The 26,395-nt window shown below is 71.1% G+C and carries 24 protein-coding genes and 1 pseudogene; 11 read left to right on the top strand and 14 right to left on the bottom strand.

Translation table 11 applies throughout. The annotated features are described in order from the left end of the window. Positions 1 to 125: 125 nt before the first annotated feature. Together ACIBBH_RS32370 and ACIBBH_RS32365 are read left to right on the top strand one after the other, a co-directional pair. On the top strand, positions 126 to 2,561 hold the full coding sequence (locus tag ACIBBH_RS32370; RefSeq protein WP_399410743.1) for a beta-glucosidase: 2,436 nt from the start codon (positions 126 to 128) through the stop codon (positions 2,559 to 2,561). 137 nt (positions 2,562 to 2,698) lie between these two features. After that, positions 2,699 to 3,571 (top strand): hypothetical protein, encoded by an 873-nt coding sequence (locus tag ACIBBH_RS32365; protein ID WP_399410741.1) that lies wholly within the window; start codon positions 2,699 to 2,701, stop codon positions 3,569 to 3,571. On the opposite strand, the pseudogene ACIBBH_RS32360 reads toward ACIBBH_RS32365, so the two are convergent. Both ACIBBH_RS32360 and ACIBBH_RS32355 read right to left on the bottom strand, forming a co-directional pair. After that, positions 3,568 to 4,538, bottom strand: a pseudogene (locus ACIBBH_RS32360) (aldose epimerase family protein). The gene ACIBBH_RS32365 and the pseudogene ACIBBH_RS32360 overlap by 4 nt on opposite strands. Before the next feature lie 14 nt (positions 4,539 to 4,552). Then, positions 4,553 to 5,440, bottom strand: coding sequence for an SGNH/GDSL hydrolase family protein (locus ACIBBH_RS32355; RefSeq protein WP_399410739.1), 888 nt, complete (start codon positions 5,438 to 5,440; stop codon positions 4,553 to 4,555). 257 nt (positions 5,441 to 5,697) lie between these two features. On the opposite strand from ACIBBH_RS32355, the gene ACIBBH_RS32350 reads away from it, so the two are divergent. Continuing rightward, positions 5,698 to 6,192, top strand: a complete 495-nt coding sequence (locus ACIBBH_RS32350; RefSeq protein WP_399410737.1) for a DUF3145 domain-containing protein — start codon at positions 5,698 to 5,700, stop codon at positions 6,190 to 6,192. A 66-nt stretch (positions 6,193 to 6,258) separates the two neighbouring features. On the opposite strand, the gene fabF is transcribed toward ACIBBH_RS32350, so the two are convergent. From fabF to fasR, 5 genes are all read right to left on the bottom strand, one after another. Continuing rightward, positions 6,259 to 7,521 carry a beta-ketoacyl-ACP synthase II gene (gene fabF / locus ACIBBH_RS32345; protein WP_399410735.1) on the bottom strand — a complete coding sequence of 421 codons (1,263 nt, stop codon included), beginning with the start codon at positions 7,519 to 7,521 and terminating at the stop codon, positions 6,259 to 6,261. Between the two features lie 108 nt (positions 7,522 to 7,629). Further along, positions 7,630 to 7,878 (bottom strand): acyl carrier protein, encoded by a 249-nt coding sequence (locus ACIBBH_RS32340; RefSeq protein WP_015660680.1) that lies wholly within the window; start codon positions 7,876 to 7,878, stop codon positions 7,630 to 7,632. A gap of 102 nt (positions 7,879 to 7,980) precedes the next feature. Further along, a complete protein-coding gene (locus tag ACIBBH_RS32335; RefSeq protein WP_399410733.1) occupies positions 7,981 to 9,012 on the bottom strand; it encodes a ketoacyl-ACP synthase III in 1,032 nt (343 codons plus the stop codon). A 9-nt stretch (positions 9,013 to 9,021) separates the two neighbouring features. Beyond that, positions 9,022 to 9,957, bottom strand: coding sequence for an ACP S-malonyltransferase (locus ACIBBH_RS32330; RefSeq protein WP_399410731.1), 936 nt, complete (start codon positions 9,955 to 9,957; stop codon positions 9,022 to 9,024). A gap of 89 nt (positions 9,958 to 10,046) precedes the next feature. Then, positions 10,047 to 11,252 carry a fatty acid biosynthesis transcriptional regulator FasR gene (gene fasR, locus ACIBBH_RS32325; protein WP_399410729.1) on the bottom strand — a complete coding sequence of 402 codons (1,206 nt, stop codon included), beginning with the start codon at positions 11,250 to 11,252 and terminating at the stop codon, positions 10,047 to 10,049. 340 nt (positions 11,253 to 11,592) lie between these two features. Between fasR and ACIBBH_RS32320 the strand changes: the two genes are divergently transcribed. Beyond that, complete coding sequence (locus ACIBBH_RS32320; protein WP_399410848.1) at positions 11,593 to 12,255, top strand: pirin family protein; 663 nt, start codon at positions 11,593 to 11,595, stop codon at positions 12,253 to 12,255. Between the two features lie 82 nt (positions 12,256 to 12,337). Here ACIBBH_RS32320 and ACIBBH_RS32315 read toward each other — a convergent pair whose 3' ends face one another. Together ACIBBH_RS32315 and ACIBBH_RS32310 are read right to left on the bottom strand one after the other, a co-directional pair. After that, positions 12,338 to 13,159, bottom strand: coding sequence for a serine hydrolase domain-containing protein (locus tag ACIBBH_RS32315; protein WP_399410727.1), 822 nt, complete (start codon positions 13,157 to 13,159; stop codon positions 12,338 to 12,340). 18 nt (positions 13,160 to 13,177) lie between these two features. Beyond that, the gene (locus ACIBBH_RS32310) at positions 13,178 to 13,648 is read right to left on the bottom strand and encodes a GNAT family N-acetyltransferase (RefSeq protein WP_399410725.1); all 471 of its coding nucleotides are present in this window, start codon (positions 13,646 to 13,648) and stop codon (positions 13,178 to 13,180) included. A gap of 98 nt (positions 13,649 to 13,746) precedes the next feature. Here ACIBBH_RS32310 and ACIBBH_RS32305 point away from each other — a divergent pair, with 98 nt between their 5' ends. Both ACIBBH_RS32305 and ACIBBH_RS32300 read left to right on the top strand, forming a co-directional pair. Next, entirely contained in the window at positions 13,747 to 14,217 is a 471-nt protein-coding gene (locus ACIBBH_RS32305) for a MerR family transcriptional regulator (protein WP_399410723.1), read from the top strand. Continuing rightward, positions 14,214 to 15,230, top strand: coding sequence for an aldo/keto reductase (locus tag ACIBBH_RS32300; RefSeq protein ID WP_399410721.1), 1,017 nt, complete (start codon positions 14,214 to 14,216; stop codon positions 15,228 to 15,230). Before ACIBBH_RS32305 ends, ACIBBH_RS32300 begins: the two co-directional genes overlap by 4 nt. Before the next feature lie 23 nt (positions 15,231 to 15,253). Here the strand turns inward: ACIBBH_RS32300 and ACIBBH_RS32295 are convergent, their stop codons facing one another. The 3 genes from ACIBBH_RS32295 to ACIBBH_RS32285 all read right to left on the bottom strand — a co-directional run bounded on the left by ACIBBH_RS32295 (position 15,254) and on the right by ACIBBH_RS32285 (position 18,111). After that, positions 15,254 to 16,105, bottom strand: a complete 852-nt coding sequence (locus ACIBBH_RS32295; RefSeq protein ID WP_399410719.1) for a DUF4429 domain-containing protein — start codon at positions 16,103 to 16,105, stop codon at positions 15,254 to 15,256. 67 nt (positions 16,106 to 16,172) lie between these two features. After that, positions 16,173 to 17,390 carry an alpha/beta hydrolase gene (locus ACIBBH_RS32290; protein ID WP_399410717.1) on the bottom strand — a complete coding sequence of 406 codons (1,218 nt, stop codon included), beginning with the start codon at positions 17,388 to 17,390 and terminating at the stop codon, positions 16,173 to 16,175. Positions 17,391 to 17,472: 82 nt separating this feature from the next. Then, positions 17,473 to 18,111, bottom strand: a complete 639-nt coding sequence (locus tag ACIBBH_RS32285; RefSeq protein WP_399410715.1) for a TetR/AcrR family transcriptional regulator — start codon at positions 18,109 to 18,111, stop codon at positions 17,473 to 17,475. 63 nt (positions 18,112 to 18,174) lie between these two features. On the opposite strand from ACIBBH_RS32285, the gene ACIBBH_RS32280 reads away from it, so the two are divergent. Further along, complete coding sequence (locus tag ACIBBH_RS32280) at positions 18,175 to 19,791, top strand: MFS transporter (protein WP_399410713.1); 1,617 nt, start codon at positions 18,175 to 18,177, stop codon at positions 19,789 to 19,791. Between the two features lie 225 nt (positions 19,792 to 20,016). Further along, a complete protein-coding gene (locus tag ACIBBH_RS32275) occupies positions 20,017 to 20,325 on the top strand; it encodes a small hydrophobic protein (RefSeq protein WP_399410711.1) in 309 nt (102 codons plus the stop codon). 51 nt (positions 20,326 to 20,376) lie between these two features. Here the strand turns inward: ACIBBH_RS32275 and ACIBBH_RS32270 are convergent, their stop codons facing one another. Together ACIBBH_RS32270 and aceE are read right to left on the bottom strand one after the other, a co-directional pair. Beyond that, complete coding sequence (locus tag ACIBBH_RS32270; RefSeq protein WP_399410709.1) at positions 20,377 to 21,129, bottom strand: potassium channel family protein; 753 nt, start codon at positions 21,127 to 21,129, stop codon at positions 20,377 to 20,379. Positions 21,130 to 21,209: 80 nt separating this feature from the next. Further along, positions 21,210 to 23,957, bottom strand: a complete 2,748-nt coding sequence (aceE, locus tag ACIBBH_RS32265) for a pyruvate dehydrogenase (acetyl-transferring), homodimeric type (RefSeq protein ID WP_399410707.1) — start codon at positions 23,955 to 23,957, stop codon at positions 21,210 to 21,212. Between the two features lie 471 nt (positions 23,958 to 24,428). On the opposite strand from aceE, the gene ACIBBH_RS32260 reads away from it, so the two are divergent. The 3 genes from ACIBBH_RS32260 (at position 24,429) to ACIBBH_RS32250 (ending at position 26,192) form a co-directional block, all read left to right on the top strand. Further along, complete coding sequence (locus ACIBBH_RS32260; RefSeq protein ID WP_399410705.1) at positions 24,429 to 24,866, top strand: DUF3052 domain-containing protein; 438 nt, start codon at positions 24,429 to 24,431, stop codon at positions 24,864 to 24,866. A 161-nt stretch (positions 24,867 to 25,027) separates the two neighbouring features. After that, positions 25,028 to 25,486 carry a peroxiredoxin gene (locus tag ACIBBH_RS32255; RefSeq protein WP_399410703.1) on the top strand — a complete coding sequence of 153 codons (459 nt, stop codon included), beginning with the start codon at positions 25,028 to 25,030 and terminating at the stop codon, positions 25,484 to 25,486. A 130-nt stretch (positions 25,487 to 25,616) separates the two neighbouring features. Continuing rightward, entirely contained in the window at positions 25,617 to 26,192 is a 576-nt protein-coding gene (locus ACIBBH_RS32250) for a TerD family protein (protein WP_399410701.1), read from the top strand. Positions 26,193 to 26,395: the final 203 nt, after the last annotated feature.

The following is a 26,395-nucleotide window of genomic DNA, read 5'->3' as shown; positions in this document are numbered from 1 at the left end:
CGCCCTCGCCGCACCAGCCTGACCTTCGGTGAGCAAGCGCCGGCCGCCGGCCGGGAGCAGTGGGACGGGCCCTTCGGCGGGGCAGGATGACAGGCACGGACGGACTTCGACGAGGAGGCACCGCGATGGTGGGAATCCCGGACGAGCAGGCCCGTGAGGCGGTCGTCGAGGCGGCGCTGAGCCGGCTCGGGCTCGACGCCAAGGCCCGGCTGCTGGCCGGGCAGGACATGTGGACCCTGCCCGCCCTGCCGGAGATCGGCCTGGCGTCCCTGGTCATGTCCGACGGCCCGATCGGCGTCCGGGGTGTGCGCTGGACCGCCGACGACCCCTCCGTGGCCCTGCCCTCGCCGACCGCGCTCGCGGCCACCTGGGACCCGGAACTGGCCCGCCGGGCGGGCGTGCTGCTCGCCCAGGAGGCACGCCGCAAAGGCGTCCACGTGCTGCTCGCGCCCACCGTCAACCTGCACCGCTCGCCGCTCGGGGGCCGCCACTTCGAGGCCTACAGCGAGGACCCGTACCTGACGGGGCGGATCGGCGCGGGCTATGTGACCGGGGTGCAGTCCGGCGGTGTCGGCACCACCGTCAAGCACTTCGTCGCCAACGACGCCGAGACCGCCCGCTTCACCGTGAACAACCTGGTGGACGAACGCACCCTGTGCGAGCTGTATCTGGCCCCCTTCGAGGCGATCGTCGAGCGGGCCCGCCCCTGGGGTGTCATGACCGCCTACAACGCGGTCAACGGCACGACGATGACCGAGCACCGCCACCTCGTCGAGGAAGTCCTGCGCGGCGAATGGGGCTTCGACGGCGTGAACGTCTCCGACTGGGCGGCCGCCCGCTCCACCGTCGGCGCGATCGAGGGCGGCCTCGACATCGCCATGCCCGGCCCGGTCACCGTGTACGGCGAGGCCCTCGCCCGGGCCGTGCGCGCGGGCGAGGTGGCCGAGGCCAGGGTCGACGCGGCCGTACGGAACGTGCTCCGGCTCGCCGCCCGCGTCGGCGTCCTGGCCGGCGCCGAACCCGTGATCACCGAGCCGCCGGAGCCGGTCGACGGGGAGGCGCTGGCCCGCGAGATCGCCCGCCGCTCCTTCGTCCTGGTACGGAACGAGGTGCGCGACGAGCGCGCCGCCCTGCCCCTCGGGCCCGGCAAGGTCGCGCTGATCGGCGCCGCCGCCCGCGACGCCCGCGTCCTCGGCGGCGGCTCCGCCACCGTCTTCCCGCCCCGGATCGTCTCCCCGCTCGACGCGCTCACCGCGGCCCTGCCCGAGGGCACCCTCACGTACACCGTCGGCGCCGACCCGAACACCGAACTCCCCACCGGTGAGCCCGGGTTCGAGCTGCGCGCCGTCTGCCGCGACGCCGCCGGACGGATCATCGGCACCGGCACCGCCCCCGGCGGCCAGATCCAGTGGATGGGCTCCGACCTCCCCGAGGGCGTCACCCGCGACACCCTCCACACCGTCGAGCTGACCGGCACCTTCACCCCGTGCCGGAGCGGCACGCACACCTTCGGCGTCAAGGGCCTGGGCGCGTTCACCCTCACCATCGGCGGCAGCACGTACTACGACGACGTCCAACGCCCCACGGGAGACGACCCGTTCGCCACCTTCTTCAATGCCCCCGTGCCCCGTGCCGAGGTCGCGCTGACCGAGGGCGAACCGGTCGAGGTCTCCCTCGGGCACGTGGTGGCGCACCCGGCGGACGGCCCCCTCAAGAACGTCGTCTTCGCCGTCGCCCACCAGGATCCGCGGCGTGATCCGGACGAGCTGATCGCCGAAGCCGCCCGCGCCGCCCGCGACGCCGACACGGCCGTCGTCGTGGTCGCCACCACAGAGCGCGTCGAGTCCGAGGGCTTCGACCGCACCGACCTGCGCCTCCCCGGCCGCCAGGACGACCTGGTCCGCGCCGTCGCCGCCGCCAACCCGCACACCGTCGTGGTGGTGAACTCCGGCTCCCCGGTGGAGCTGCCGTGGCGGGAGGAGGTCGCGGCCGTGTTGCTGAGCTGGTTCCCGGGCCAGGAGGGCGGCGCGGCCCTGGCGGACGTGCTGACGGGCGCGTACGAGCCCGGCGGGCGCCTCCCCACCACCTGGGGCTCCCTGGCCGACGCCCCGGTCACCCGGGTCGTCCCCGAGAACGGCGAACTCCCTTACTCCGAGGGCGTGTTCATCGGCTACCGCGCCTGGGAGAAGGCGGGCCGCACCCCGTCGTACCCCTTCGGTCACGGCCTCGGCTACACCGACTGGACCTACGAGTCGCTGCGCACCGAGGGCACCACCGTCACCGTCCGCGTCCGCAACACCGGCGAGCGGGCGGGCCGCGAGGTCGTCCAGGTCTACCTGGCCCCGAGCGAGCCCGGCCCCGACCGCCCCGCCCGCTGGCTGGCCGGGTTCGCGGACGTCGAGGCGGGGCCCGGTGAGAGCGCGGAGGTCACCGTCGGCCTTCCGCGACGCTCCTTTGAAATCCGGGCAGAGAACCGGTGGGTGTTTGTGAAGGGTTCGTACGAAATCCAGGTGGGCCGCTCGATCGCCGACCGCAGGCTCACCGCGACGATTAACGTCTGATCCGGGACAACTCCCCATGAGCAGCCCCGGCCCGGGACCTGACCCCTGGGCCGGGGCTCGGGTGTCTCGGGCGCGTGTGGCAGACTCCCGGGCCGCGAGACACCGGAACACGCCGGTACGGGGGAGAGAGCCACGCCATGTATCCAGGTCAGGGTCAGCAGCAGCCGGGGCCGTACGGCCAGCAGCCGTACCAGCCGCACCCGCAGCCGTATCCGCCGCAGCAGCCGTATCCGCTGCAGCAGCCGGTGCCCAACCCCTACCAGCAGCAGCCCCAGCAGCCGTACCCGCCCCAGGCCCCCGAGCAGCGCCTCGGCGAGGGCCGGGTGCGGCTCGATCCGAACCTCACCCCGGGGCAGCGCGAGCTGGTGGTGAAGATCCAGCAGAAGGCCAAGTTCATGGCCTACGGCTTCGTCCTCGGCATCCCGCTGACCTTCGGCGGCGCCCACTACGGCATCACCCGCGCCCCCGTCGGCTTCGCCGGTACGGCCGTCGGGCTGGCCCTGGCGGCTGTGGGCGTCCTCGCGCTGCTGCAGATGCAGGCGATGAAGCGGCAGCTGCGGCTGATCACCCCGGACGCATGGCGCTCCCCGGCCGCCCACCTGCCCGGCGCCCGCAAGGCGGCCACGCAGGCCGCGTATGTCAACGGCCTGCTGGTCCTGCTCTCCCTCGGCGCGGCGGGCTACCTGCTGGTCAAGGGCGCCGGGTGGGGCGCGTACGGCAACTCCTTCGGCTTCGGCGCGCTGATGCTCGGCGCCGCCATCCCCTTCGGCATGGGCCTCGCCGCCGCGACCACCATCCCGCAGCTGCTCCGGGTGATCCCGGCCGGCGCCAAGGTCGGCCGCAGCCTGTACTCGATCATCTTCGTGCTGGCCACCACCGTGACCGGCGAGGGCATCAAGGGCGGCACGTTGCCCCCGATCCTGATCGGCGGCTCGACCCTGCTGGTCTGCGGGGGTGCGATGGCCGTGCTGGGCAAGGCCACCAAGAGGATGCGCGGGGAAGCCGTCTAGGCCCGGATCCCGAAGCCGTACACCGTCTCCGAGCGGTACACCCCGCCGGGCCGCAGCTCCGTGCCGGGGAACTCCGGGTGGTTGGGGGAGTCCGGGAAGTGCTGGGTCTCCAGGGCGATGCCGGCGCCGGGGGTGAACGGGGCGCTCAGGTGGCCGGCGGTGTACACCTGGAGGCCGGGCTCGGTGGTCGCGATCGTCAGCAGCCGCCCGGACGCCGGGTCGTGCAGCTCGGCGACCTCCACGGGGGCGTCCGTGACGCCCTTGTCGAGCACGAAGTTGTGGTCGTAGCCGGTGCCGGCCTTGCGGGCCGTACGGAAGTCGAAGCGGGAGCCGGTGACGTCCTCCAGGGCCCCGGTCGGATCAGGTCGGCGTCGGCCGGGGTGAACCGGGAGGCGCCGAGCCGGAGTTCATGGCCGCCCGTGCCGCCGTCACCGCCGAGGTCGAAGTAGCTGCGGTTGGCCAGGTTCACCACCGTCGGCGCGTCCGTCACCGCCTCGTAGGCGGTCCGCAGGGCCCCGGTGGCGTCCAGGGTGTACGTCGCCGAGACCTCCAGCCGGTCGGGAAGCCCTCCTCGCCGTGCGGGCTGACCCGGCTCAGGCGCACCCCGCGCTCGACCGGCTCCGCGTCCCACACGCGCTTGTCGAAGCCCCGCTCGCCGCCGTGCAGGCAGTGGAGGCCGTTGTTCGGCGCGAGCGCGTAGGTGCGGCCGTCGAGCGGGAAGCGGGCGCCCGCGATCCGGTTGGCGTACCGGCCCACGAGGGCGCCGAGGGAGGCGCCGGGTGCGTGAGGTAGCCGTCCAGACCGGCGAACCCCAGCACCACGTCCGCCGTCCGTCCCTCCCGGTCCGGGACCTCGACCGACTGCACGATCCCGCCGTACGTCAGGACCCTCACCCGCGTCCCGGCACGCTCCAGCGTCCAGCGGTGGACCCCGGTGCCGTCGGAAGTGTGCCGAAAAGTTCACCCATGTGGGAACCCTAGGTCACCGGCTCCTCGCCGTGACCGCCCGGTAAGCGATCGCGGCCAGCCGGGCCTGGCCGTCCTTGCTGGGGTGGAACCAGTCCCAGTGGCTGAGCTGGTCGGTGCCGAAGCGGTAGCCGAAGACGGCACCCTCGTCGAAGCGGCACCGCCGGTCCTTGGCGCAGACCTCCTTGAGCACCTTGTTGTAGGCCTCCACCCGCTGCTGCACCGTGTCCCGGCGCAGGGTGGCCGTGCTGGTCAGATCGTCCGCGTCACCGAGCATCGACGGGCAGATGCCCAGCTTCCACACCTGCTTGCCCAGCGGGTTCGTCCGGCCCTGGGACCACAGCCGCTTCAGGTTCGGCACGCTCGCCACGTACACCTGTGTCTTCGGCAGCGCCTCGCGCAGGGTGCTCATCGCCTCCTCGAAGCCGGTGCGGAAGGCGGCCACCGAGGTCATCGCCGAGGGCGACGCCCGGCAGGCGTCGTTGGCGCCGACCATCACCGTCACCAACTGGGGCCTGCGGTTGACCGCCTGGGCCATCTGCCCCGGCAGGTCGGCCATCCGGGCGCCCGTCACCGCGTAGTTCCAGCTGCGCTCGGCCGCCCCGGTGCGCCCCAGCAGCCGTACCGCCAGGCTGTCGACCTGCGTGCTGGTGCCGGTCGCCCACGACACCTCGGGGCAGTCCGACAGCACCGTGCACGCGTCGAAGCCACGCGTGATGGAGTCACCCACGGCGGCGATCGAGGAGGGGCTCGGGTCCCACACCGGGGCCGGCCGGGAGGCCCGCGCCTTGGTGCCGTCCGGCGCCGGGGAGTCGCCGCCCAGCGCGTCACAGCCGGCGAGGCCCAGGACCGCGGCCAGCATGACGGCGAGAGCGGCCCGTGACCGCCTGCGTCGGTTTCGCATGCCCAGGTCCATCCCCTTGTCGTGCCGTCATGGTCCCCAACCCATAACAACGCGCGAGGGTTCCCGGCGGGCGGCATGGAACGGCTCACACCCGTACAAGCGTCCCCCTGGGTGAATGGCGGGCGTTTCCTGGCACCGGGAGCGACGGTACGTCACACTCCTTGCGCCGCCGCACGGTAGCCTCGCCATCAACGCGGCCGTCCTGCCACTGCCGCCCAGCCAGTCAGCAAGATGCCCCGCTCTGCCCGGAGGTTCCGGTGACGACACGTGGAGTTCTGTACGTGCACTCCGCGCCGCGCGCGCTGTGCCCGCACGTCGAGTGGGCCGTCGCCGGGGTGCTGGGCACCCGCGTCAGCCTCGACTGGATCCGGCAGCCCGCGGCCCCCGGCACCTGGCGCTCGGAGTTCTCCTGGCAGGGCCAGGCCGGCACCGCCTCCAAGCTCGCCTCCGCGCTGCGCGGCTGGCACCTGCTCCGCTTCGAGGTCACCGCCGAGCCCTGCCCCACCGCCGAGGGCGAGCGCTACAGCTGCACCCCCGACCTCGGCATCTTCCACGCCGTCACCGGCATCCACGGCGACATCCTCATCCCCGAGGACCGCCTGCGGGCCGCCCTGGTCCGCTCCCAGCGCGGGGAGACGGACCTGGAGGCCGAGCTGTCCAAGCTCCTGGGAAAGCCGTGGGACGACGAACTGGAGCCCTTCCGGTACGCGGGCGAGGGCGCCCCGGTGCGCTGGTTGCACCAGGTGGTCTGACACGACGTCATACGAAGGGGCCCCCACCGGCCGGTGGGGGCCCCTTCACGTTCGTACCGACGCTGCTCAGATCGTCCGGAACGCCAGCACCACGTTGTGCCCGCCGAAGCCGAACGAGTCGTTCAGCGCGGCGATCCGCCCCTCGGACAGCTGACGGGCCTCACCGCGCACCACATCCGCGTTGACCTCGGGGTCCAGCTGGTCGAGGTTGATCGTCGGCGGAGCCACCCGCTTGGTCAGGGCGAGGATCGACGCGACGGTCTCGATACCGCCGGCGCCGCCGAGCAGGTGCCCGGTCATCGACTTGGTCGCGGAGATCGCCATGTGGTCGACGTCGTCCCCGAACACCTTCCGCAGCGCCTTGATCTCCGCCACGTCACCCTGAGGCGTCGACGTGGCGTGCGCGTTGACGTGCACGATCTCGGCCGGCTTGAGGTCGGTGTTGTCCAGCAGGTTCTGCAGCGCGTGCGCGATGCCGTTGCCGGACGGCTCGGGCTGGGTGATGTGGTGGCTGTCGGACGAGATGCCCTGGCCGACGGCCTCGACGTAGATCCGGGCGCCGCGGGCCTTCGCGTGCTCCTCGGACTCCAGGATGATCACGCCCGCGCCCTCGCCCATGACGAAGCCGTCACGACCGGAGTCGTAGGGGCGCGAGGCGCCCCGCGGGTCGTCGTTGTTCTTGGACATCGCCATCATGTTGCCGAACGCGACGATCGGCAGCGGGTGGATGGCCGCCTCCGTGCCACCCGCGACGACGACGTCGGCGCGGCCGGTGCGGATCATCTCGATGGCGTAGCCGATGGCCTCCGCGCCCGAGGCGCAGGCCGAGACCGGGGTGTGCACACCGGCCCGGGCGCCCAGCTCGATACCGACGTTGGCCGCCGGGGAGTTGGGCATCAGCATCGGCACGGTGTGCGGGGAGACACGGCGTACGCCCTTCTCCTTGAGCACGTCGTACTGGTCGAGCAGGGTCGTCACACCGCCGATGCCGGAGGCGATGACCGCGCCCAGCCGGTCGGGGTTCACGGACGCATCCTCACCGGCCTTGGCGGTGAAACCGGCGTCCTTCCAGGCCTCCTGAGCGGCGATCAGCGCGAACTGCGCGGACCGGTCCAGCTTGCGGGCCTGCGGGCGGGGGATGATCTCGCCCGGTTCGACGGCGATCTGCGCGGCGATACGGACCGGCAGTTCGGCCGCCCACTCCTGCTCCAGGAGGCTGACGCCGGACGTGCCGGCGACCAGGGCCTCCCAGAACGAGGCTGCGTCGCCACCCAGCGGTGTGGTTGCGCCGATACCGGTGACGACCACGGTGCGATTGGTCGGGCTCACGGGAATTCTTTCTCCAACGGATACGGGAGGACTACCCCCGCGTCAGCGGGGATTACGGCGCCACCGCCGGGTGGCGGGGCCTTGCGGCCTGCAGGCCTGAGGGATGGCTCAGGCCTGGTGCTTGAGGATGTAGTCGGTCGCGTCGCCGACGGTCTTGAGGTTCTTGACGTCCTCGTCCGGGATCTTGACGTCGAAGCGCTCCTCGGCGGCGACGACGACCTCGACCATGGACAGCGAGTCGACGTCCAGGTCGTCGGTGAAGGACTTGTCCAGCTGGACGTCCTCAACCGGGATGCCGGCGATCTCGTTCACGATGTCGGCGAGACCGGCGACGATCTCTTCCTGAGTGGCGGCCATGTCAGGCGCTCCTTCTTAGATATCCAGACGGTGTGTGGCGCCCGCCGCGTCAGCGGCAGGTGTGCAGCTCCCGCACCGGATACATGATCCGGCACGGAGTGCCTAGGGGAGAGTAACGACCGTCGCGGCGTAGACGAGACCCGCCCCGAACCCGATGACGAGTGCGGTGTCGCCGCTCTTCGCCTCGCCGGTCGCCAGGAGCCGCTCCATCGCGAGCGGGATCGAGGCGGCCGAGGTGTTGCCGGTGGTGCGCACGTCGCGGGCGACCGTGACGTGCTCCGGCAGCTTCAGCGTCTTCACCATCGAGTCGATGATCCGCTCGTTGGCCTGGTGCGGAATGAAGACGTCCAGGTCGTTCGCGCTGATCCCGGCCGCGTCCAGCGCCTGCTGGGCGACCTTCGCCATCTCGAACACGGCCCAGCGGAACACCGCCTGGCCTTCCTGGGTGATCGCGGGAAACTTGACCTTGCCCTGGCTGTCGAGCGGGAACTTCGAGACGTCGCCGATGCGGTACTCGTTCCACGGCACGGTCTGCTTGATCGTCTCGGACTTGTCGCCCTCGGAACCCCACACGGTCGGGCCGATGTGCGGCTCCTCGGACGGGCCCACGACGACCGCGCCCGCGCCGTCACCGAACAGGAAGGCCGTCGCCCGGTCCTCCAGGTCGGTCAGGTCGGAAAGGCGCTCGACACCGATGACGAGTACGTACTCCGCCGAGCCCTCGACGATCATGCCCTTGGCGAGCGTGAGACCGTAGCCGAAGCCCGCGCAGCCCGCAGAGATGTCGAAGGCAGCGGCCTTGTTCGTGCCGAGCTTGTCGGCGATCTCGGTGGCGACGGCCGGGGTCTGCTTGAAGTGCGAGACCGTCGAGACGATCACGCCGCCGATCTGCTCGGCGGAGATCCCGGCGTCGGCGATGGCCTTGCCGGACGCCTCCACCGACATGGCGGCGACGGTCTCCTCGTCGTTCGCCCAGTGCCGGGTCTCGATGCCGGAGCGGGAGCGGATCCACTCGTCGGAGGAGTCGATCGTCTCCAGGATCACCTCGTTGGGCACCACCCGGGTCGGGCGGTAGCCGCCCACGCCGAGGATGCGCGCGTACGGGGCGCCCTTGCTGGGCTTGATCTTCGCCATCAGGGCTCCTTAGGCGCTCTCTGCGATGAGCTCGCGTGCCGCGTCGAGGTCGTCGGGGGTCTTCAGCGCCAGCGTCTTCACGCCCGGCAGGGCGCGCTTGGCCAGGCCGGTCAGCGTGCCGCCGGGGCACACCTCGATCAGCGCGGTGACGCCGAGCTCCCTGAAGGTCTCCATGCACAGGTCCCAGCGGACCGGGTTGGCGACCTGACCGACCAGCCGCTCGAGCACCTCGGCGCCGCCGGCAACCGTCCTGCCGTCCTTGTTGGAGACGTACGTGACCTTCGGGTCGGCCGGCGTGAGGTCCGCGGCGGCCTTGGCGAGGGCCTCGACGGCGGGCGCCATGTGGTGGGTGTGGAAGGCGCCGGCGACCTTCAGCGGGACGACCTTGCGGACGCCCTCGGGCTTGTCCTCGTTCAGCGCGGCGAGCTGCTCCAGCGTGCCCGCGGCGACGATCTGGCCCGCGCCGTTGATGTTCGCCGGGGTCAGCCCCAGCTTCTCCAGGTGGGCGACGGACACCTCCGGGTCGCCGCCGAGCAGCGCCGACATACCGGTCTCGGTGATCGCCGCGGCCTCGGCCATGGCCAGGCCGCGCCTGCGTACGAGGCGCAGCGCGGCGGTGTCGTCCAGCACGCCCGCGAACGCGGCCGCGGTGATCTCGCCGACGCTGTGGCCCGCGACCGCACCAGCGAGGCCCGCCGCGTCAGCGGCAGGTGTCGCGGCACCGAGTGCCGTGGCGGACAGGATCCCGGCCGCGACCAGCAGCGGCTGGGCCACCGCGGTGTCGCGGATGGCGTCCGCGTCGGCCTGCGTGCCGTAGTGGGCGAGGTCCAGTCCGATGGCGTCCGACCAGGCGGCGACGCGGTCGGCGGCGCCGGGCAGTTCGAGCCAGGGAGTCAGGAAGCCGGGCGTCTGGGCGCCCTGGCCGGGAGCGACGAGTACGAGCACTCTCACACTCTCTCTTGGGGACGGCCACGGCCGCCCGTGAGGACAGGGACGAAGAACAGCAGGGGGATTTGTGGGTCCCCGACAAAAGCCTAGGGTTGAGCATCCCCATCGGCCAGACGCCCCAGGATCAGCGCGATCCGCAGCGTAAACGCGGATCGTACATCGGAGGGTGACCAACCGGTGACGTCTGTCACACGTCGGAGCCGGTAGCGCACGGTGTTGGGGTGGACGAACAGCATGCGCGCGGCGCCTTCCAGACTGCTCGCCTGTTCCAGATAGACGGAGAGCGTCTCCAGGAGGGCCGAACCCGCCTCCTCCAGTGGTCTGTAGATCTCCTCCACCAACTGCTCGCGGGCACCCGGATCCCCCGCGATGGCCCGCTCCGGCAACAGGTCGTCCGCCAGTACCGGCCGCGGCGCGTCCTGCCAGGCGGAACAGGCCTTCAGCCCGGCCGCGGCGGCCTGCGCGGAGCGGGTCCCGGCCAGCAGATCGGGCACCACCGGCCCCGCGACGACCGGCCCGGCGGCGAACGGCCCGATGAGCGACCGGGCCACCGCCAGCGGGTTGTCGCTGCCGCCCGCGATGACCACCAGCCGGTCCCCGAGCACCCCCGTCAGCACCTGGAGCTTGGCGTGCCGCGCGGCCCGCCGGATGGCCTCGACGGTCAGTTCGCTGTCCCCGTCGGGGGCGGTGCCGAGCACCACGCACACATGCTCGGGGGAGTTCCATCCCAGCGCAGCGGCCCGGCTCACGGCCCCCTCGTCGGCCTCCCCGCTGAGCACCGCGTTGACCACCAGGGACTCCAGCCGCGCGTCCCAGGCACCGCGTGCCTCGGCGGCCTGGGCGTAGACCTGTGCGGTGGCGAAGGCGATCTCGCGGGCGTACACGAGCAGGGCTTCGCGCAGCACCCCTTCGTCGCCGGGAGCCGCGACCTCGTCGATGGCGGACTCCATGACCTCGATGGTGGTCCGCACCATTTCCACGGTCTGCCGCAGCGTGATGGCCCGGGTCAGCTCCCGCGGGGCGGTCCCGAACACGTCCGTCGAGATGGCCTGCGGGGCGTCCGGGTGCCGGAACCACTCGGTGAAGGCGGCGATGCCCGCCTGGGCCACGAGTCCGATCCAGGAACGGTTCTCCGGGGGCATCGCCCGGTACCACGGCAGCGTCTCGTCCATCCGCGCGATGGCCTGAGCGGCGAGACTCCCGGAGGACTTCTCCAGCCGCTTCAGGGTCGCCTGGTGCGGGTGGAGGCCGTGCGCTGCGCGTTCGGGATTGCTGGTTTCGGGTTCGGGCACGGGGACAAGACTGCCTTATCGGGACGGGACCGTGCGCCGCCGGGTCCCTGCGGGGCTCCAACAGGTCTTACGAGGCGCGTGATGCCGGTGCCCGGTGTGCGGGCGCCCCGGGCAGGGGCCTCGTCGGGCACCGGTGGGCGCGGGGCGCCGCCGCCGATGGTCAGCGCGGATGGCCGCTGTGCGCCGTGACGGTCCCTGAGCCCGGGCGTCTCATGCGGGCCGGTGCGGTCCGGGATCCCGCGCCACTTCGCGGGACGCGATCCGCGTCTGCGCGGGGTCCGCGGTCGTGCCGTGCGGGAGCCCGTGGCGGTATCCGCGCGGGTCTACGGTGGATTCCGTGATGGACGTGAGGCGCGCGGTGCAGCGCTACCAAGGCGGCGACCCAGCGGCCGGGATCGACTCCCGCCACGCGTTCTCCTTCGGCCCGCACTACGACCCCGGCAACCTCCGCTTCGGCGCGGTCATCGCCTGCAACGAGGAGCGGCTCGCCCCCGGCGCCGGCTTCGACGAGCACCCGCACAGCCACACCGAGATCGTGACGTGGGTGGTGGAGGGCGAACTGACCCACCGCGACTCCACCGGCCACGAAACACGCGTCCGCGCAGGCGACGTCCAGCGCCTGAGCTCGGCGGCCGGCGTCCGCCATGTCGAGCGCAACGACGGGGACGCCCCCCTGACCTTCATCCAGATGTGGCTGGCCCCCCTGGACCCCGGCGGCGAACCGGCCTACGAGATCGTCCACGGCATCGCCGACTCCACCCCGTACGCCGTCCCCGAGGCCGCCGCGATGCTCCACGTCCGCCGCCTGGGTCCGGGTGAGCGCACGGCGGTACCGGACGCGGCGTACGTGTACGTGCACGTGGTGCGGGGGGAGATCGGGCTGGCGGGAGAGGAGCTGGGGCCCGGAGACTCGGCGCGGATCACGGGGGCGCAAGGGTTGGAGGCGGTGGCGGTGACGGGGGCGGAGCTGCTGCTGTGGGAGATGGCGGGCTCACGCGAGTAGCCGCGCAGCGGAACCCCCTCACGCGAGTAGCCGCGCAGCGGAACCCCGCAGGCGCGGGCGAGCGGACCCGCCCCCGCCCCCGTCAGCCCCGCAATTCAGCCAGCACCGCATCCGTGAACGCCGGCCACGCCTCGATCGCCCAGGGCCCGAACGCCCGGTCCGTCAGCGCGACCCCGGCAGCCGCCGCATCCGGGTCGATCCACAGGAACGTACCGGACTGGCCGAAGTGGCCGAACGTACGGGGTGAAGACGAACCCCCCGTCCAGTGCGGCGACTTGGAGTCCCGGATCTCGAAGCCGAGTCCCCAGTCGTTGGGGTTCTGGTGCCCGTACCCCGGCAGCACGCCCTTCGTCCCCGGATACTGCACCGTCATGGCCTCGGCGACCGTACGAGGGTCCAGCAGGCGCGGCGCCTGCACCTCCGCCGCGAACCGCAGCAGGTCCTCCACGGTCGAGACGCCGTCCTTCGCCGGGGACCCCTCGAGGGACGTCGACGTCATCCCCAGCGGCTCCAGCACGGCCTGCCGCAGGTACTCCGCGAAGGGAATGTCCGTCGCCTTGGCGATGTGGTCCCCGAGCTGCTCGAACCCGGCGTTGGAGTACAGCCGCCGCTCCCCGGGCGGGGCGGTCACCCGGTGCTCGTCGAAGGCCAGCCCCGAGGTGTGCGCGAGCAGGTGACGGACCGTCGAGCCGGGCGGCCCCGCCGGTTCGCCGAGCTCGATCGCCCCCTCCTCGTACGCGACAAGCGCGGCGTACGCGGCCAGCGGTTTGGTGACCGAGGCCAGCGGAAAGCGCCGCCCGGCCGGCCCGTGGGTCCCCAGGACCGTGCCGTCGGCCCGCACGACACCCGCGGCGGCGGTGGGCACGGGCCAGTTCTCGGTCAACGCCAAGCTGTTCAACGCCATGGCCCGAGCCTATGCGGCCTACAGCGCCAGCCGCATCGAGGGGTCCGGCTTGCGTACGAAGCCCAGCGCCGCGTACAGCGGCTCGGCCTCGGCGGACGCGTTGAGGTCGACCTGCCGGGCGCCCCGTTCCCGGAACCAGTCCAGCAGCTCCTCCATGCACGCGCGCGCGTACCCCCGGCGCCGCGCGTCGGGATCGGTGGCGACGCTGAAGACGTACCCGACCCGCCCGTGCGGGTTGTCCGCCCGCCCGATCCGGTACTCCAGCGTCCCCGCCACCAGCGCGGCCAGCGCCCCCGGCCGTTCGGGACGGTCCACCACGAAGGCCGCGAAGTCCCCGTCGGATTCGGCGAGGCGGGCCCGCAGGGTCGCCAGGGACTCCACCTGCCAGCTTGTGGAGCGGTCCGCCGAGAGGACGGAGTCGATCATGACCTGGCGCAGTCGCAGCACTTCGGCGGTGTCCTCGGGCGTGGCACGGCGTACGAGACTCATGGTCCGCACGCTAACGACCGGCCCCCCGGCCCGTCCTCCGGATTTCTTACCGGTATCCGCTTGCTTGGAGTGCACTCGAAGGTCTTAGCGTGTGGGGCATGACGGTGATGCAGACCACGCCAGCGGCCACCGAGCGAGAAGCCACCCACCCCGCCGACATCTGCTCCGCCCCACCCCGGCGGCACCCGCGCCCCGACGGCCAGGACAGATACACGATCAGCGAGGTCGTGGCCTTCACCGGCCTCACCGCCCACACCCTGCGCTGGTACGAGCGGATCGGCCTGATGTCCCACATCGACCGCTCGCACACCGGCCAGCGCCGCTACTGCAACCGCGACCTGGACTGGCTGGACTTCGTGACCAAGCTGCGGCTGACCGGCATGCCGGTGGCCGACATGGTCCGGTACGCGGAACTGGTGCGCGAGGGCGAGAGCACCTACGCGGAGCGGCAGGCGCTGCTGGAGTCGACCCGGCGGGACGTGCTGGCCCGGATCGGCGAACTGCGGGACACACTCGCCGTGCTCGACCGGAAGATCAGTTTCTACGCCCAGGAGGGGACCACTCGATGACCGGCGCCAGGATCCCGACGGTACGGCTCGGTGACAACGGGCCGGAGGTCGGCGTACAGGGCCTCGGCTGCATGGGCATGAGCTCCGCGTACGGCCCCGCGGACGCGGACGAGTCCCGGGCCGCCCTGGAACGGGCGCTGGAGCTGGGGGTGACGCTCTACGACACGGCGGACATGTACGGCTCCGGGGAGAACGAGCGGTTCCTCGCCCCGTTCTTCAAGGCGCACCGGGACGAGGTCGTCATCGCCACCAAGTTCGCCCTGTCGATCCCGCCGGACGACCCCGCCAAGCGGGTCGTCCGCAACGACCCGCCGTACATCCGGCAGGCCGTCGAGGCGAGCCTGAGGCGGCTGGAGGTCGACGTGATCGACCTCTACTACATGCACCGCCGAGACGTGAACGTCCCCATCGAGGAGACCGTCGGGGTGATGGCGGAGCTGGTGCGCGCGGGCAAGGTCAAGCACCTCGGGCTGAGCGAGATCACGAGCGACGAGCTGCGGGCGGCGCGGGCCGTGCACCCGATCGCCGCCGTGCAGTCGGAGTGGTCGCTGTTCAGCCGGGACATCGAGGCGAAGGTCGTACCGGCGGTCCGGGAGGCGGGCGCGGCCCTGGTGCCGTACTCCCCGCTGGGCAGGGGCTTCCTCGCCGGCGGCATCTCGGACGCCGCCAGGGACCTCACCGAGCAGGACTTCCGCCGCCTCCTGCCCCGCTTCACCGGCGACAACGCCGCGGCCAACGTGGCCCTGCTGGAGCCGATCCGCGAGGTGGCCGCCGCCCACGGGGCCTCACTCGCCCAGATCGCCCTGGCCTGGGTCCAGCAGCGGTCGGCGGTGCACGGCCTGCCGGTGGTGCAGATTCCCGGCACGACCAAGCGCAGCCGGGTGGAGGAGAACGTGGCGGCGACCGCGATCGTCCTGACCGAGGACGAGCTGGCGCTGCTGGAGCCGATCGCCGGGAAGGTGGCCGGCACCCGGTCCCGGGACATGACGTTCGTGTCGGCGGGCCGGGAGTAGGCGGCCGGCGCAGCGGGCCTCCGCTACAACTCCGCGAGGAGTTCCGCCTTCTTGGAGGTGAACTCCTCGTCCGTCACCAGCCCCGCCCGATGCAGTTCCCCGAGGTGACGGATCCGCTCGGCGATGTCGGCGGGGTCGCGGCGCGCCGGTGCGGCCGGTACCGCGGGTACCGGGCGCTTCGCCCGTACCGCCGCCAGGACGGCCGCGGCGAAGGGCAGGGACTCGTGGACGGGCCCGTACCCGAGGCCGAACACCACCGCCGCCGGATCCTGGTCCGGCGGCGCGGGCCGCTCGGCCGCGCCGTCGCGGGGGAGGAGACGGAGATGGCCCTCGAGGACCTCCGGCGAGCGCCACTCGACGCCGTTGATGTCGGCGACCGGGAAACTCTGGTCGCCGGCCTTCCACTTGGCCGAGGAGGCGCCCGTCCAGAACCACCGGAACCGCACCGAGGTCCCGTCGAAGAACGCCTTGCCGTCGTACGCCTTGAACTGCAGCGGCCCCGGGGGCGCCGCCACCAGGTGCCGGTCCGCCGGCCCGGACTCGGTCAGCAGCCCGCGCAGCTCGTCGGCGTAGTACTCCGCGACCGTCTCCCGCTCGGCCGGCAGCACCAGCCGATAGGGGTCGCAGGACTCCTTCAGCTGCCCGGCCGCCGCCTCGATCAGCGGATCGGCGCCGGTGCGGGGCTCGGCCCGCAGGACGACGGTTCCGCGCTTGCCGGGGGCGAGCGTCACGCCCTGGAGCGCGGCCAGCGGGATGCGCCTCTCGCCGAGTGCCTGGAACAGCTTCGGTGTTCGAATCCCCCGTTCGTAACGGATGAGCACGGAGTCGGACTCGAACTCCCAGGCGGCATGAAATCCGGCCAGTACGTCACCCATGCGGCTCATCGTATGGGGCATCCGCTCCTCACGTCCCTCCCCGCGCGGACCGCACTTCCTGTTGTCTCTACGCGCGTCCGGCCGTCGTCCCACCGGACAAACCCGCCCGGCACCCGTCATCGTGGTGGGCACAGCGGACCGCGTCGTACGCGCCGACCCCGATGTCGGCGAGGTTGCGCAGGCTGTCCGTGCCCGGCTCGAAATAGCCGCTGTGTCCCTCGGCGTCCCGCGCCGACAGCACCCGCGCGCCGAACGCGGCGGACACCGGGTCGGCCCCGTGCCCGAGCCCGCCGACCTCGAGGTACGGCACGTCCTGGACCCAGTCGTCGGCGTCCCGCATCGCCCACACCCGGGCGTCGGTGCCCAGGTGCGAGGCCTGGGAGACGCGCATGCCGGGGCTGGCGGCCACGGCTATGTCGGCCACCCGGCGCGGCATCGCATGCGCGGCCACACCGCACAGCACGGAGCCGTAGCTGTGGCAGAACACGGAGACCGGTGCGCTGCCGGGCAGCGCGCCCAGCAGCGCGTTCAGGCGTATGGCGCCCTCCTCGGCCCGCATCGCCGTGGCCGCGTCCACGCCGAGCCCGCTGGGCGCGGTGTAGTCGGCCCAGGCGATCACGGCCGTACGGGTCGTGGGGCTCGCCGTGCGCTCGGCGGCGTACAGGGCCTTGGCCATGCCGACCGGCGCGGTGTACCGGCGGTTCGTCCTCTGGAAGGTGAGCAGGTCGGTGTCGACGCCGGGGACGACGACGGAGATTCGCTCGGCCCTTGTGAGGTTGCCGAACACCTCGGCGACGCGGCCGGAGCCGTCGGGGTCGAAGGCGAGGATGCGGCGGTCGGCACGCATGAGCGACTCGAAGCGGTGCATGCGACGGCCCGCCTGCTGCTGCCCGGCGGCGGAGAGCCGGCTGTCGTGCATCCGCTTCTTCTCCACCTTGCGCGCCTTCTTCAACGCGATGCGGTTGGCGCGGTAGCGCAGTCCGACGGGGGCGCCGTTCATGTTGCCGACCGCGAGCGGGTAGTCGTGGGCCAGGCCGGCACGCTGCCGCGCGGTGAGCGAGGCGAAGAAGCGGGCGAGCCGGGCCGGGCTCCCGTCCGGGTCCGGCAGCCGGTGCCCGCCGATACGGCCGTGCTCCCAGGCGGTGAGCGAGGCCTGCAGCGAGGTCGTCGCCCGGTGACTGCTCAGGGCGGTCCAGCCGGTGGTCGCGAGCATGACGAACACGACGGCCAGAGCGAGCAGTGCGCGCCAGACGTTGAGTTGCGGGGAGGTGTCGAAGGAAGTCACTGGGAGGACACACTAGGAGAACGGGAGGGTCTCGCGGTAACCGAGTGACAGGGATCACGTTTCGGTAAATGGGACGGGGAACTCAGGCGGTTCGCCAGTCCCCGGTCAGCGCGGGGCCCACCTGGTCGAGGTACGCGGCGGTGAGCTCGCGCATCGCCTCGATGCTGCACTCCTCGCCCACCGACCAGGTCCGTTGGGTGACCCGTATCACGGCACCGAACAGGGCCACCAGCAGGCGCGGTCGCGGGTCGGTCTCCACGTTCAGGCCCTCGCGCCCGGCGATGATGCCCGCGATCTCCTCCTCCAGTTCCTCCTGGCGCCGCAGATGGGCGGCGAGCAGGGCGGGCGTGGCCTCGATCATCTTCTGGGCGCGCAGGTGGAGTTCGACCGGGACGACCTGCTCGATGACCTCCCCGATGGTGTCCCAGCTCTCCATGACGGCCTTGCGCAGGGCCTCCAACGGGGCCTCGTCCGGGGGGCGTTCGCGCAGGGCCTGGACGTAGTGCGACTCGGCGAGCCGGGGAACGAAGAAGGCCGCGTCCTCCTTGCCGGCGAAGTAGCGGAAGAAGGTGCGCTGCGAGACGTCGACGGCCTCGGCGATCTCGTCGACGGTCGTGTGCTCGTACCCCTGGGTGAGGAACAGTTCGAGCGCGGCCCGCAGCAGTGCGTCCCGGGTGCGCTGCTTCTTGCGCTCGCGCAGTCCTGGGCGCGGTGCGGGCATGAGCTCCTCCTGATAACTGAATCCGTTTGTCAATTGTCAGCGGCTGACACTAGTCTGACACGTATGACTAGTCAGACCGTCAATGCGACGGGGCCGGGGGACGAGGTACCGGCAGCCCCGTCGGAGGCGACACCGGCCACGGGGCGGCGCGGCCATCCGTGGCTCACCCTGATCACCGTGGCCGTAGGCGTCATGATGGTGGCCCTGGACGGGACCATCGTGGCGATCGCCAATCCGGCCATCGGCAAGGACCTGCACGCCAGCTGGGCCCAGTTGCAGTGGATCACCAACGCCTACTTCCTCGCCCTGGCGGTCTCCCTGATCACCGCCGGGAAGCTGGGTGACCGTTTCGGGCACCGGCAGACCTTCCTGATCGGCGTGACCGGCTTCGCCGCCGCCTCCGGCGCCATCGGGCTTTCGGACAGCATCGCGATGGTCGTGACCTTCCGCGTCTTCCAGGGGCTTTTCGGTGCGCTGCTGATGCCCGCCGCGCTCGGTCTGCTGCGCGCCACCTTCCCGGCCGAGAAGCTGAACATGGCGATCGGCATCTGGGGCATGGTGATCGGTGCGTCCACCGCGGGCGGTCCGATCCTCGGCGGCGTCCTCGTCGAGCACGTCAACTGGCAGTCCGTCTTCTTCGTCAACGTGCCGGTCGGTCTGCTCGCCCTCTTCCTCGGCCTGCTGATCCTGCTCGACCACCGAGCCGAGAACGCCCCTCGCTCCTTCGACGTCCCGGGCATCGCCCTGCTGTCCGGCGCGATGTTCTGCCTGGTCTGGGCGCTCATCAAGGCCCCTACGTGGGGCTGGGGCGACGGAAGGACATGGCTTTTCATCGTTGCCTCCGTGGTCGGGTTCGCGCTGTTCTCCTTCTGGGAGACCAAGGTGAAGGAGCCGCTGGTCCCGCTGGGCCTGTTCCGCTCGGTCCCGCTGTCGGCGGGCGTGGTCCTCATGGTGCTGATGGCCATCGCGTTCATGGGCGGCCTGTTCTTCGTCACGTTCTACCTCCAGAACGTGCACGGTATGAGCCCGATCGGTGCCGGACTCCATCTCCTCCCGCTCACCGGGATGATGATCGTCGGCTCCCCGCTGGCCGGCGCCCTGATCACCAGGCTGGGCCCGCGCATCCCGCTCGCGGGCGGCATGGCGGCCACGGCGATCGCCATGTACGGCATGTCCACGCTTCAGACGGACACCGGCAGCGCGGTGATGTCGCTCTGGTTCGCTCTGCTGGGCCTCGGCCTCGCGCCGGTCATGGTCGGCGCCACGGAGGTCATCGTCGGCAACGCCCCGATGGAGCTCTCCGGCGTGGCCGGCGGTCTCCAGCAGGCGGCGATGCAGATCGGCGGCAGCCTCGGCACGGCCGTCCTGGGTGCCGTGATGGCCTCCAAGGTCGACAACGACCTCGCGGGCAACTGGGCGGACGCGGGTCTGCCGAAGCTCACCCCGGCTCAGCTGGACCAGGCCGCGGAGGCCGTCCAGCAGGGCGTCGCACCAGTGGCCAAGGGCACTCCCGAGCCGATCGCCGCGAAGATCGCGGACGTCGCGCACGACACCTTCGTCTCCGGCATGAGCCTGGCTTCCCTGGTCGCGGCGGGCGTGGCGGCGGTGGCGGTCCTGGTCGCCCTGCTCACCAAGCGCGGCGAGAACGCGGAGGCGGGCGCGGGCGTCGGCCACATCTGAGGTCGCCGCGGGGCGGAGTTCGCCTATCAGGGTGACTCCGCTCAAGATTCCTCGCCCCCGGCACGCGTCGCAGGTCACAGTGGGTCAACTCCTCCGCAGGGCAAGGGAGGACACCTGGGCCGCGGCGCGCTGCCGGAGGGGGGCAGCGCGCAGGCAGGTCTGGGGACGCGGAACAGGGGTACCCGCGCATCGAACCCGAACTGTCCATGACGGCCCAGGGAGTTGATGATGGCGGGCTTCGGGCACGGAACGCGCAGGTACCCCCGCTCACGCGGCCGGACGTGGTCTCGGAGCGGGCCGGATCGCGCGACGCTCGGAATCATCGGAACCATCTGTGCGGTCGCCGGCTTCTTCACGCTGGGCATCATCCTCGGCCCGGTGGCCGTCGTCTGCGGCTGGCTGGCGATGGGCCGCACATGGTCCTCCGACCGCAACATCCCCGCTCTGGTGGCCCTGGTCCTGGGCGCCATAGACACCCTGCTGGCCATCATCTGGCTGGCGGGGCCGGCGACGATGGGCAACGGGATGTTCTGAGGGTTCCCCCGGGTGGTCTCTGGGGGCACCGCCCCCAGGCCCCCGCTCGGCTCAACGCGGCTGCTCCTCACCGACCCGCTCCCGCGTGGTCAGCGCCGCGACTTCCGCGCGCAGCAGGCGAACCTCCTCGGTCAGCGTCTCGATGGCCTCCGTCTGCCGCCGCTCCTCCACGTCGTCCTTCTCGAACCGCGCGATGAACCACGCCGCGATGTTCGCGGTGACGACACCCAGCAGCGCGATCCCCGACAGCATCAGCCCGACCGCGATCATCCGCCCCAGCCCGGTCGTCGGCGCGTGATCCCCGTATCCCACGGTCGTCATCGTCGTGAACGACCACCACACCGCGTCACCCAGCGTCCGGATGTTCCCCCGCGGCGACTCCCGCTCCACGGACAGCACCGCCAGCGACCCGAACATCAGCAACCCCACCACCGCACCGGCGACATACGTCGTCAGCCGGATCTGCGAGGCCATCCGCGCCCGCCGCCCCACCAGCAGCAGCGTCGACACCAACCGCAGCAGCCGCAGGGGCTGCAACACCGGCAGCACCACCGCACACAGGTCGAGCCAGTGTGTCCGCATGAACTCCCCGCGCTGCGGGGCGAGGACCAGCCGCACCAGGTAGTCGACGGCGAACGCGCCCCACACCACCCACTCCGTCACCGTGCACAGCGCGGTCAGGGACCGGTTCGCCGAGCCGTCCACGATCGGCACGGCATACGCGACGGCGAAGGCCACCGCCAGCGCCAGCAGGGGCCGCTGGGTGCGCCGCTCCCACCGCGCTTGCGCCGATTGTCGTTCCATATCGGCATCGTAAAGAAAACGTAAGGGCGGTGGAGACCCGAGCTCCACCGCCCTCGGCCGCCGCCGAAGCCGCGCAGCGGCTACGCGTCGCCCCCGGCCGCCCCCGGATCCGCCGCCGACACGTCCAGCAGCTGGTAGCGGTCGATGGCCTGCTTCAGCACGGACCGGTCGACCTTGCCCTCCCGGGCCAGCTCGGTCAGCACCGCCACCACGATCGACTGGGCGTCGATGTGGAAGAACCGGCGGGCCGCGCCGCGCGTGTCCGCGAAGCCGAAGCCGTCCGCGCCCAGCGACTGGTACGTCCCCGGCACCCACCGCGCGATCTGGTCCGGAACCGACCGCATCCAGTCGGACACGGCCACGAACGGACCCTCGGACCCGCTCAGCTTCCGCGTCACGTACGGCACCCGCTGCTCCTCCTCGGGGTGCAGCAGGTTGTGCTCCTCCACGGCGACGGCCTCGCGCCGCAGCTCGTTCCAGGAGGTCGCCGACCACACGTCGGCCTTGACGTTCCACTCCTCGGCGAGGATGCGCTGCGCCTCCACCGCCCACGGAACCGCCACACCCGACGCCATGATCTGCGCGGGGACCGAGCCCGAGGTGCCCTCGGCGATCTTGTGGATGCCCTTGAGGATGCCCTCGACGTCCACGTTCGCCGGCTCGACCGGGTGCTGGATGGGCTCGTTGTAGACGGTCAGGTAGTAGAAGACGTCCTCGCCCTGCGGGTGTTCGGGCGTCCCGCCGTACATCCGGCGCAGGCCGTCCTGCACGATGTGCGCGATCTCGTACGAGTACGCCGGGTCGTAGGCGACACAGGCGGGGTTCGTCGAGGCGAGCAGCTGCGAGTGGCCGTCCGCGTGCTGGAGGCCCTCACCGGTCAGGGTCGTACGGCCGGCGGTCGCGCCCAGCACGAAACCGCGCGCCAGCTGGTCGGCCATCTGCCAGAACTGGTCGCCGGTGCGCTGGAAGCCGAACATCGAGTAGAAGACGTACACCGGGATCAGCGGCTCGCCGTGCGTGGCGTACGCCGAGCCCGCCGCGATCAGCGAGGCCGTGCAGCCCGCCTCGGAGATGCCGTCGTGCAGCATCTGGCCGGTCGGCGACTCCTTGTACGCAAGGAGCAGGTCCCGGTCCACCGCCTCGTACTGCTGGCCCAGCGGGTTGTAGATCTTCGCGCTCGGGAAGAAGGAGTCCATGCCGAACGTGCGGTACTCGTCCGGCGCGATCAGCACGAACCGCCTGCCGATCTCCTTGTCCCGCATGAGGTCCTTCAGGAGCCGGACGAAGGCCATGGTCGTCGCGATGGACTGCTGGCCGGAGCCCTTCTTCACCGTCGCGTACGTCTTGTCGTCCGGCAGCGCGAGCGGCTTGGAGCGCACGACGCGCGTCGGGACGTACCCGCCGAGCCCCTTGCGCCGGTCGTGCATGTACTGGATCTCCTCGGAGTTCCGGCCCGGGTGGTAGTACGGCGGCGCGCCGGACTCCAGCTCCTTGTCGGAGATCGGCAGGTGCAGCCGGTCACGGAAGCGCTTGAGGTCGTCGGCCGTCAGCTTCTTCATCTGGTGCGTGGCGTTGCGGCCCTCGAAGTTCGGGCCCAGCGTCCAGCCCTTGATCGTCTTGGCCAGGATGACCGTCGGCTGGCCCTTGTGCTCCTTGGCCGCCTTGAACGCCGCGTAGATCTTGCGGTGGTCGTGGCCGCCGCGCCCCAGCATCAGGATCTGGTGGTCGCTCATGTTCTCGACCATCGCCCGCAGCCGGTGGTCGTCGCCGAAGAAGTGCTCGCGGATGTACGCGCCGGTCTCGGTGGCGTACGTCTGGAACTGGCCGTCCGGCGTGGTGTTCATCTTGTTGACCAGCACGCCGTCCCGGTCCTGGGCCAGCAGCGGGTCCCAGGAGCGGTCCCAGATCAGCTTGATCACGTTCCAGCCGGCGCCCCGGAAGACCGACTCCAGCTCCTGGATGATCTTGCCGTTGCCGCGCACCGGGCCGTCGAGCCGCTGGAGGTTGCAGTTGACGACGAAGGTCAGGTTGTCCAGGCCCTCACGGGCGGCGATGGACAGCTGGCCGAGCGACTCCGGCTCGTCCATCTCGCCGTCGCCGAGGAACGCCCACACGTGCGACTTGGAGGTGTCCGCGATGCCGCGCGCCTCCATGTAGCGGTTCATCCGCGCCTGGTAGATCGCGCCCAGCGGGCCGAGGCCCATGGAGACCGTGGGGAACTCCCAGAAGTCCGGCATGGAGCGCGGGTGCGGGTAGCTGGAAAGGCCGCTCGGGTACTTCGACTTCTCCTGGCGGAAGCCGTCCAGCTGCTCCTCGCTGAGCCGGTCCAGCAGGTAGGCGCGCGCGTAGATGCCCGGGGAGGCGTGGCCCTGGAAGAAGACCTGGTCGCCGCCGTCGCCCTCGTCCTTGCCGCGGAAGAAGTGGTTGAAGCCCACGTCGTAGAGGGAGGCGGAGGAGGCGAAGGTGGCGATGTGCCCGCCGACGCCGATGCCCGGCCGCTGGGCCCGGGACACCATGACGGCCGCGTTCCAGCGGGTGGCGTTGAGGATCCGGCGCTCGATCTCCTCGTTGCCGGGGAAGAACGGCTCGCTCTTGGTGGGGATCGTGTTGACGTAGTCCGTGCTGCGCATCTCGGGCACGGCCACGCGCTTCTCGCGGGCCCGCTCGATCAGGCGCAGCATGAGATAGCGGGCCCGTTCCCGGCCGCGCTCGTCGACGGCGGCGTCCAGGGAGTCGAGCCACTCCTGGGTCTCTTCGGGATCGAAGTCAGGAACCTGACTCGGAAGGCCGCCAATGATGATCGGGTTGCGATCGGATCCGGAAGCCACGCTGTTCCTTACCTGTCAGAGGGCCACTTTTTTGCTCGTATCTACAGCCGTTCCCCATCGTGTACCTCGGGAAGGCGTACGTCATCTCTACCGTGAGGTAACCGAGGCGTCCGTACGGTTCCCCTCGAGCGGCACTCGGGCGGACCCGGCCAAAAGGCAACGATACGCCCGGGGTGTGACGGGTTTGGCAAAGTTGTTCGAGGGTTGTATCCGTGGATGATTGTGGCCGTATCCATGGATGATGGTGAATGATTTCAAACCTCGCAAACCGGGCACAACGGTGTGGTGTATGTCCGGCGGGCTCGCGATACGGTGCCGTGAGTTGCGGCGACACGGCCGGGATCGTCACCGTTTCGGCGGTCCGAACGGCCGGGTACTTGCGCGATCCGCCCCGCCCGTGTGGACTACGGCCAATGCTTCGCGCACGCGCGTGGCTGAGATATTCACCAAGACATGATCAGGAGGCAACCCGTGAGCGCGACCGCGGACCACGCGGAGGAGCGGACGAGCCCTGCCGTCAGGCTGGGGTTCCAGCCCGAGCAGGTGGTCCAGGAGATCGGCTACGACGACGACGTCGACCAGGAGCTCCGCGAGGCCATTGAGGAAGTCATCGGCAGCGACCTGGTGGACGAGGACTACGACGACGTGGCCGACGCCGTGGTGCTGTGGTTCCGCGACGAGGACGGCGACCTGACGGATGCGCTGGTGGATGCCACCACGTACATCGAGGAAGGCGGCGCGATCCTGCTCCTCACGCCGAAGACCGGCCGTGCGGGGTACGTGGAGCCGAGTGACATCTCGGAAGCCGCGGCGACGGCGGGGCTGACGGCGTCCAAGAGCGTCAGCGTCGGCAAGGACTGGAGCGGCTCGCGGCTCGCGACGCCGAAGGCCGCGAAGTCCAAGAGGTGACGTCCAAGAGGTGATCGTCCGCGCCGGGCCGGGCCGTGTGCCCGGCCCGGCCGCCGCATGGTCTTCGGTGATCGCTGCGTAGGGTGTTCCCGGCACACTGTTCCAGCACAGTGTGCTCAGGTGTTCTCACCCGAACAGCCCACCGAAAGGGATGCAGGACGATGGCGATCCAGGTCGGCGACAAGGCCCCAGACTTCGAGCTCAAGGACAACCACGGCGCGTCCGTGAAGCTGTCCGACTTCCGCGGTCAGAAGAACGTGGTGCTGCTCTTCTACCCCTTCGCCTTCACCGGCGTGTGCACCGGTGAGCTGTGCGAGGTGCGCGACCACCTGCCGAAGTTCGCCGACCGCGACACCCAGGTGCTCGCCGTCTCCAACGACTCCATCCACACCCTGCGCGTCTTCGCCGAGCAGGAGGGTCTGGAGTATCCGCTGCTGAGTGACTTCTGGCCGCACGGGGAGGTCTCCCGCGCGTACGGCGTCTTCGCCGAGGACAAGGGCTGCGCGGTGCGCGGCACCTTCGTCATCGACAAGGAGGGCGTGGTCCGCTGGACGGTCGTCAACGCGCTGCCGGACGCCCGCGACCTGAACGAGTACGTCAGGGCGCTCGACACCATCTGATCTCGACACCCTGTGATTCTTCGGGTCCAGGGACTGCGGGGTGCGGGAACCCGTCACTAGGATCGAGTCGTTGATCCGGTATCCGACGCACGACGGGGCTCCCCGCCCCTGGACCCAACATGGAGGACTCGTGGGAGTCAGCCTCAGCAAGGGCGGCAACGTATCGCTGACGAAGGAGGCCCCGGGCCTGACCGCCGTCATCGTCGGTCTGGGGTGGGACGTCCGCACCACGACCGGCACCGACTTCGACCTGGACGCCAGCGCGCTGCTGCTGAACAACTCCGGCAAGGTCGTCAGCGACCAGCACTTCGTCTTCTTCAACAACCTCAAGAGCCCGGACGGCTCCGTGGAGCACACCGGTGACAACCTCACCGGTGAGGGCGAGGGCGACGACGAGCAGATCAAGGTCAACCTGGTCGGCGTCCCGGCCGACGTCGACAAGATCGTGTTCCCGGTGTCGATCTACGACGCCGAGAACCGCCAGCAGTCCTTCGGCCAGGTGCGCAACGCGTTCATCCGCGTGGTCAACCAGGCCGGCGGACAGGAGATCGCCCGGTACGACCTGAGCGAGGACGCCTCCACCGAGACCGCCATGGTCTTCGGTGAGCTGTACCGGCACGGCACGGAGTGGAAGTTCCGTGCCATCGGCCAGGGCTATGCCTCGGGCCTGCGCGGGATCGCCCAGGACTTCGGCGTGAACGTCTGAGACAAGCCGACCGCCCCGTTCCGGCGCCGCACCGTTTACGGTCGGCGCCGGACGCGCAGGACAACCGAGGAAGAACCACCTGGGCCCGTCTTTCGGATCAGCCCGACTCCGAGAGGCGGCGCCGGACAAGCTCCGGTGAGCGGGGTCTGGTACGTGCAGCTGCCAGGCGGAGGAGGGAGTCGAAGCGGGAGCTTCGGCGACCG

The sequence above is a fragment of the Streptomyces sp. NPDC051636 genome (assembly GCF_044453765.1).
Taxonomy (GTDB): Bacteria; Actinomycetota; Actinomycetes; order Streptomycetales; family Streptomycetaceae; genus Streptomyces.
The sequence above is the reverse complement of the archived record's forward strand: the minus strand, read 5'-3'. Positions and strand labels throughout refer to the sequence as shown.

What these genes read in the sequence shown, in the direction of transcription:
- ACIBBH_RS32310 (WP_399410725.1), bottom strand. Translation starts at nt 13,648, where the DNA reads ATGAGTCTCGTACGCCGTGCCACGCCCGAGGACACCGCCGAAGTGCTG.
- ACIBBH_RS32300 (WP_399410721.1), top strand. Translation starts at nt 14,214, where the DNA reads ATGACCGGCGCCAGGATCCCGACGGTACGGCTCGGTGACAACGGGCCG.
- ACIBBH_RS32335 (WP_399410733.1), bottom strand. Translation starts at nt 9,012, where the DNA reads ATGGCGAAGATCAAGCCCAGCAAGGGCGCCCCGTACGCGCGCATCCTC.
- ACIBBH_RS32370 (WP_399410743.1), top strand. Translation starts at nt 126, where the DNA reads ATGGTGGGAATCCCGGACGAGCAGGCCCGTGAGGCGGTCGTCGAGGCG.
- ACIBBH_RS32315 (WP_399410727.1), bottom strand. Translation starts at nt 13,159, where the DNA reads ATGGCGTTGAACAGCTTGGCGTTGACCGAGAACTGGCCCGTGCCCACC.
- ACIBBH_RS32280 (WP_399410713.1), top strand. Translation starts at nt 18,175, where the DNA reads ATGACTAGTCAGACCGTCAATGCGACGGGGCCGGGGGACGAGGTACCG.
- ACIBBH_RS32270 (WP_399410709.1), bottom strand. Translation starts at nt 21,129, where the DNA reads ATGGAACGACAATCGGCGCAAGCGCGGTGGGAGCGGCGCACCCAGCGG.
- ACIBBH_RS32355 (WP_399410739.1), bottom strand. Translation starts at nt 5,440, where the DNA reads ATGCGAAACCGACGCAGGCGGTCACGGGCCGCTCTCGCCGTCATGCTG.
- ACIBBH_RS32305 (WP_399410723.1), top strand. Translation starts at nt 13,747, where the DNA reads ATGACGGTGATGCAGACCACGCCAGCGGCCACCGAGCGAGAAGCCACC.
- ACIBBH_RS32285 (WP_399410715.1), bottom strand. Translation starts at nt 18,111, where the DNA reads ATGCCCGCACCGCGCCCAGGACTGCGCGAGCGCAAGAAGCAGCGCACC.
- ACIBBH_RS32275 (WP_399410711.1), top strand. Translation starts at nt 20,017, where the DNA reads ATGATGGCGGGCTTCGGGCACGGAACGCGCAGGTACCCCCGCTCACGC.
- ACIBBH_RS32255 (WP_399410703.1), top strand. Translation starts at nt 25,028, where the DNA reads ATGGCGATCCAGGTCGGCGACAAGGCCCCAGACTTCGAGCTCAAGGAC.
- ACIBBH_RS32340 (WP_015660680.1), bottom strand. Translation starts at nt 7,878, where the DNA reads ATGGCCGCCACTCAGGAAGAGATCGTCGCCGGTCTCGCCGACATCGTG.
- ACIBBH_RS32365 (WP_399410741.1), top strand. Translation starts at nt 2,699, where the DNA reads ATGTATCCAGGTCAGGGTCAGCAGCAGCCGGGGCCGTACGGCCAGCAG.
- ACIBBH_RS32320 (WP_399410848.1), top strand. Translation starts at nt 11,593, where the DNA reads ATGGACGTGAGGCGCGCGGTGCAGCGCTACCAAGGCGGCGACCCAGCG.
- ACIBBH_RS32295 (WP_399410719.1), bottom strand. Translation starts at nt 16,105, where the DNA reads ATGGGTGACGTACTGGCCGGATTTCATGCCGCCTGGGAGTTCGAGTCC.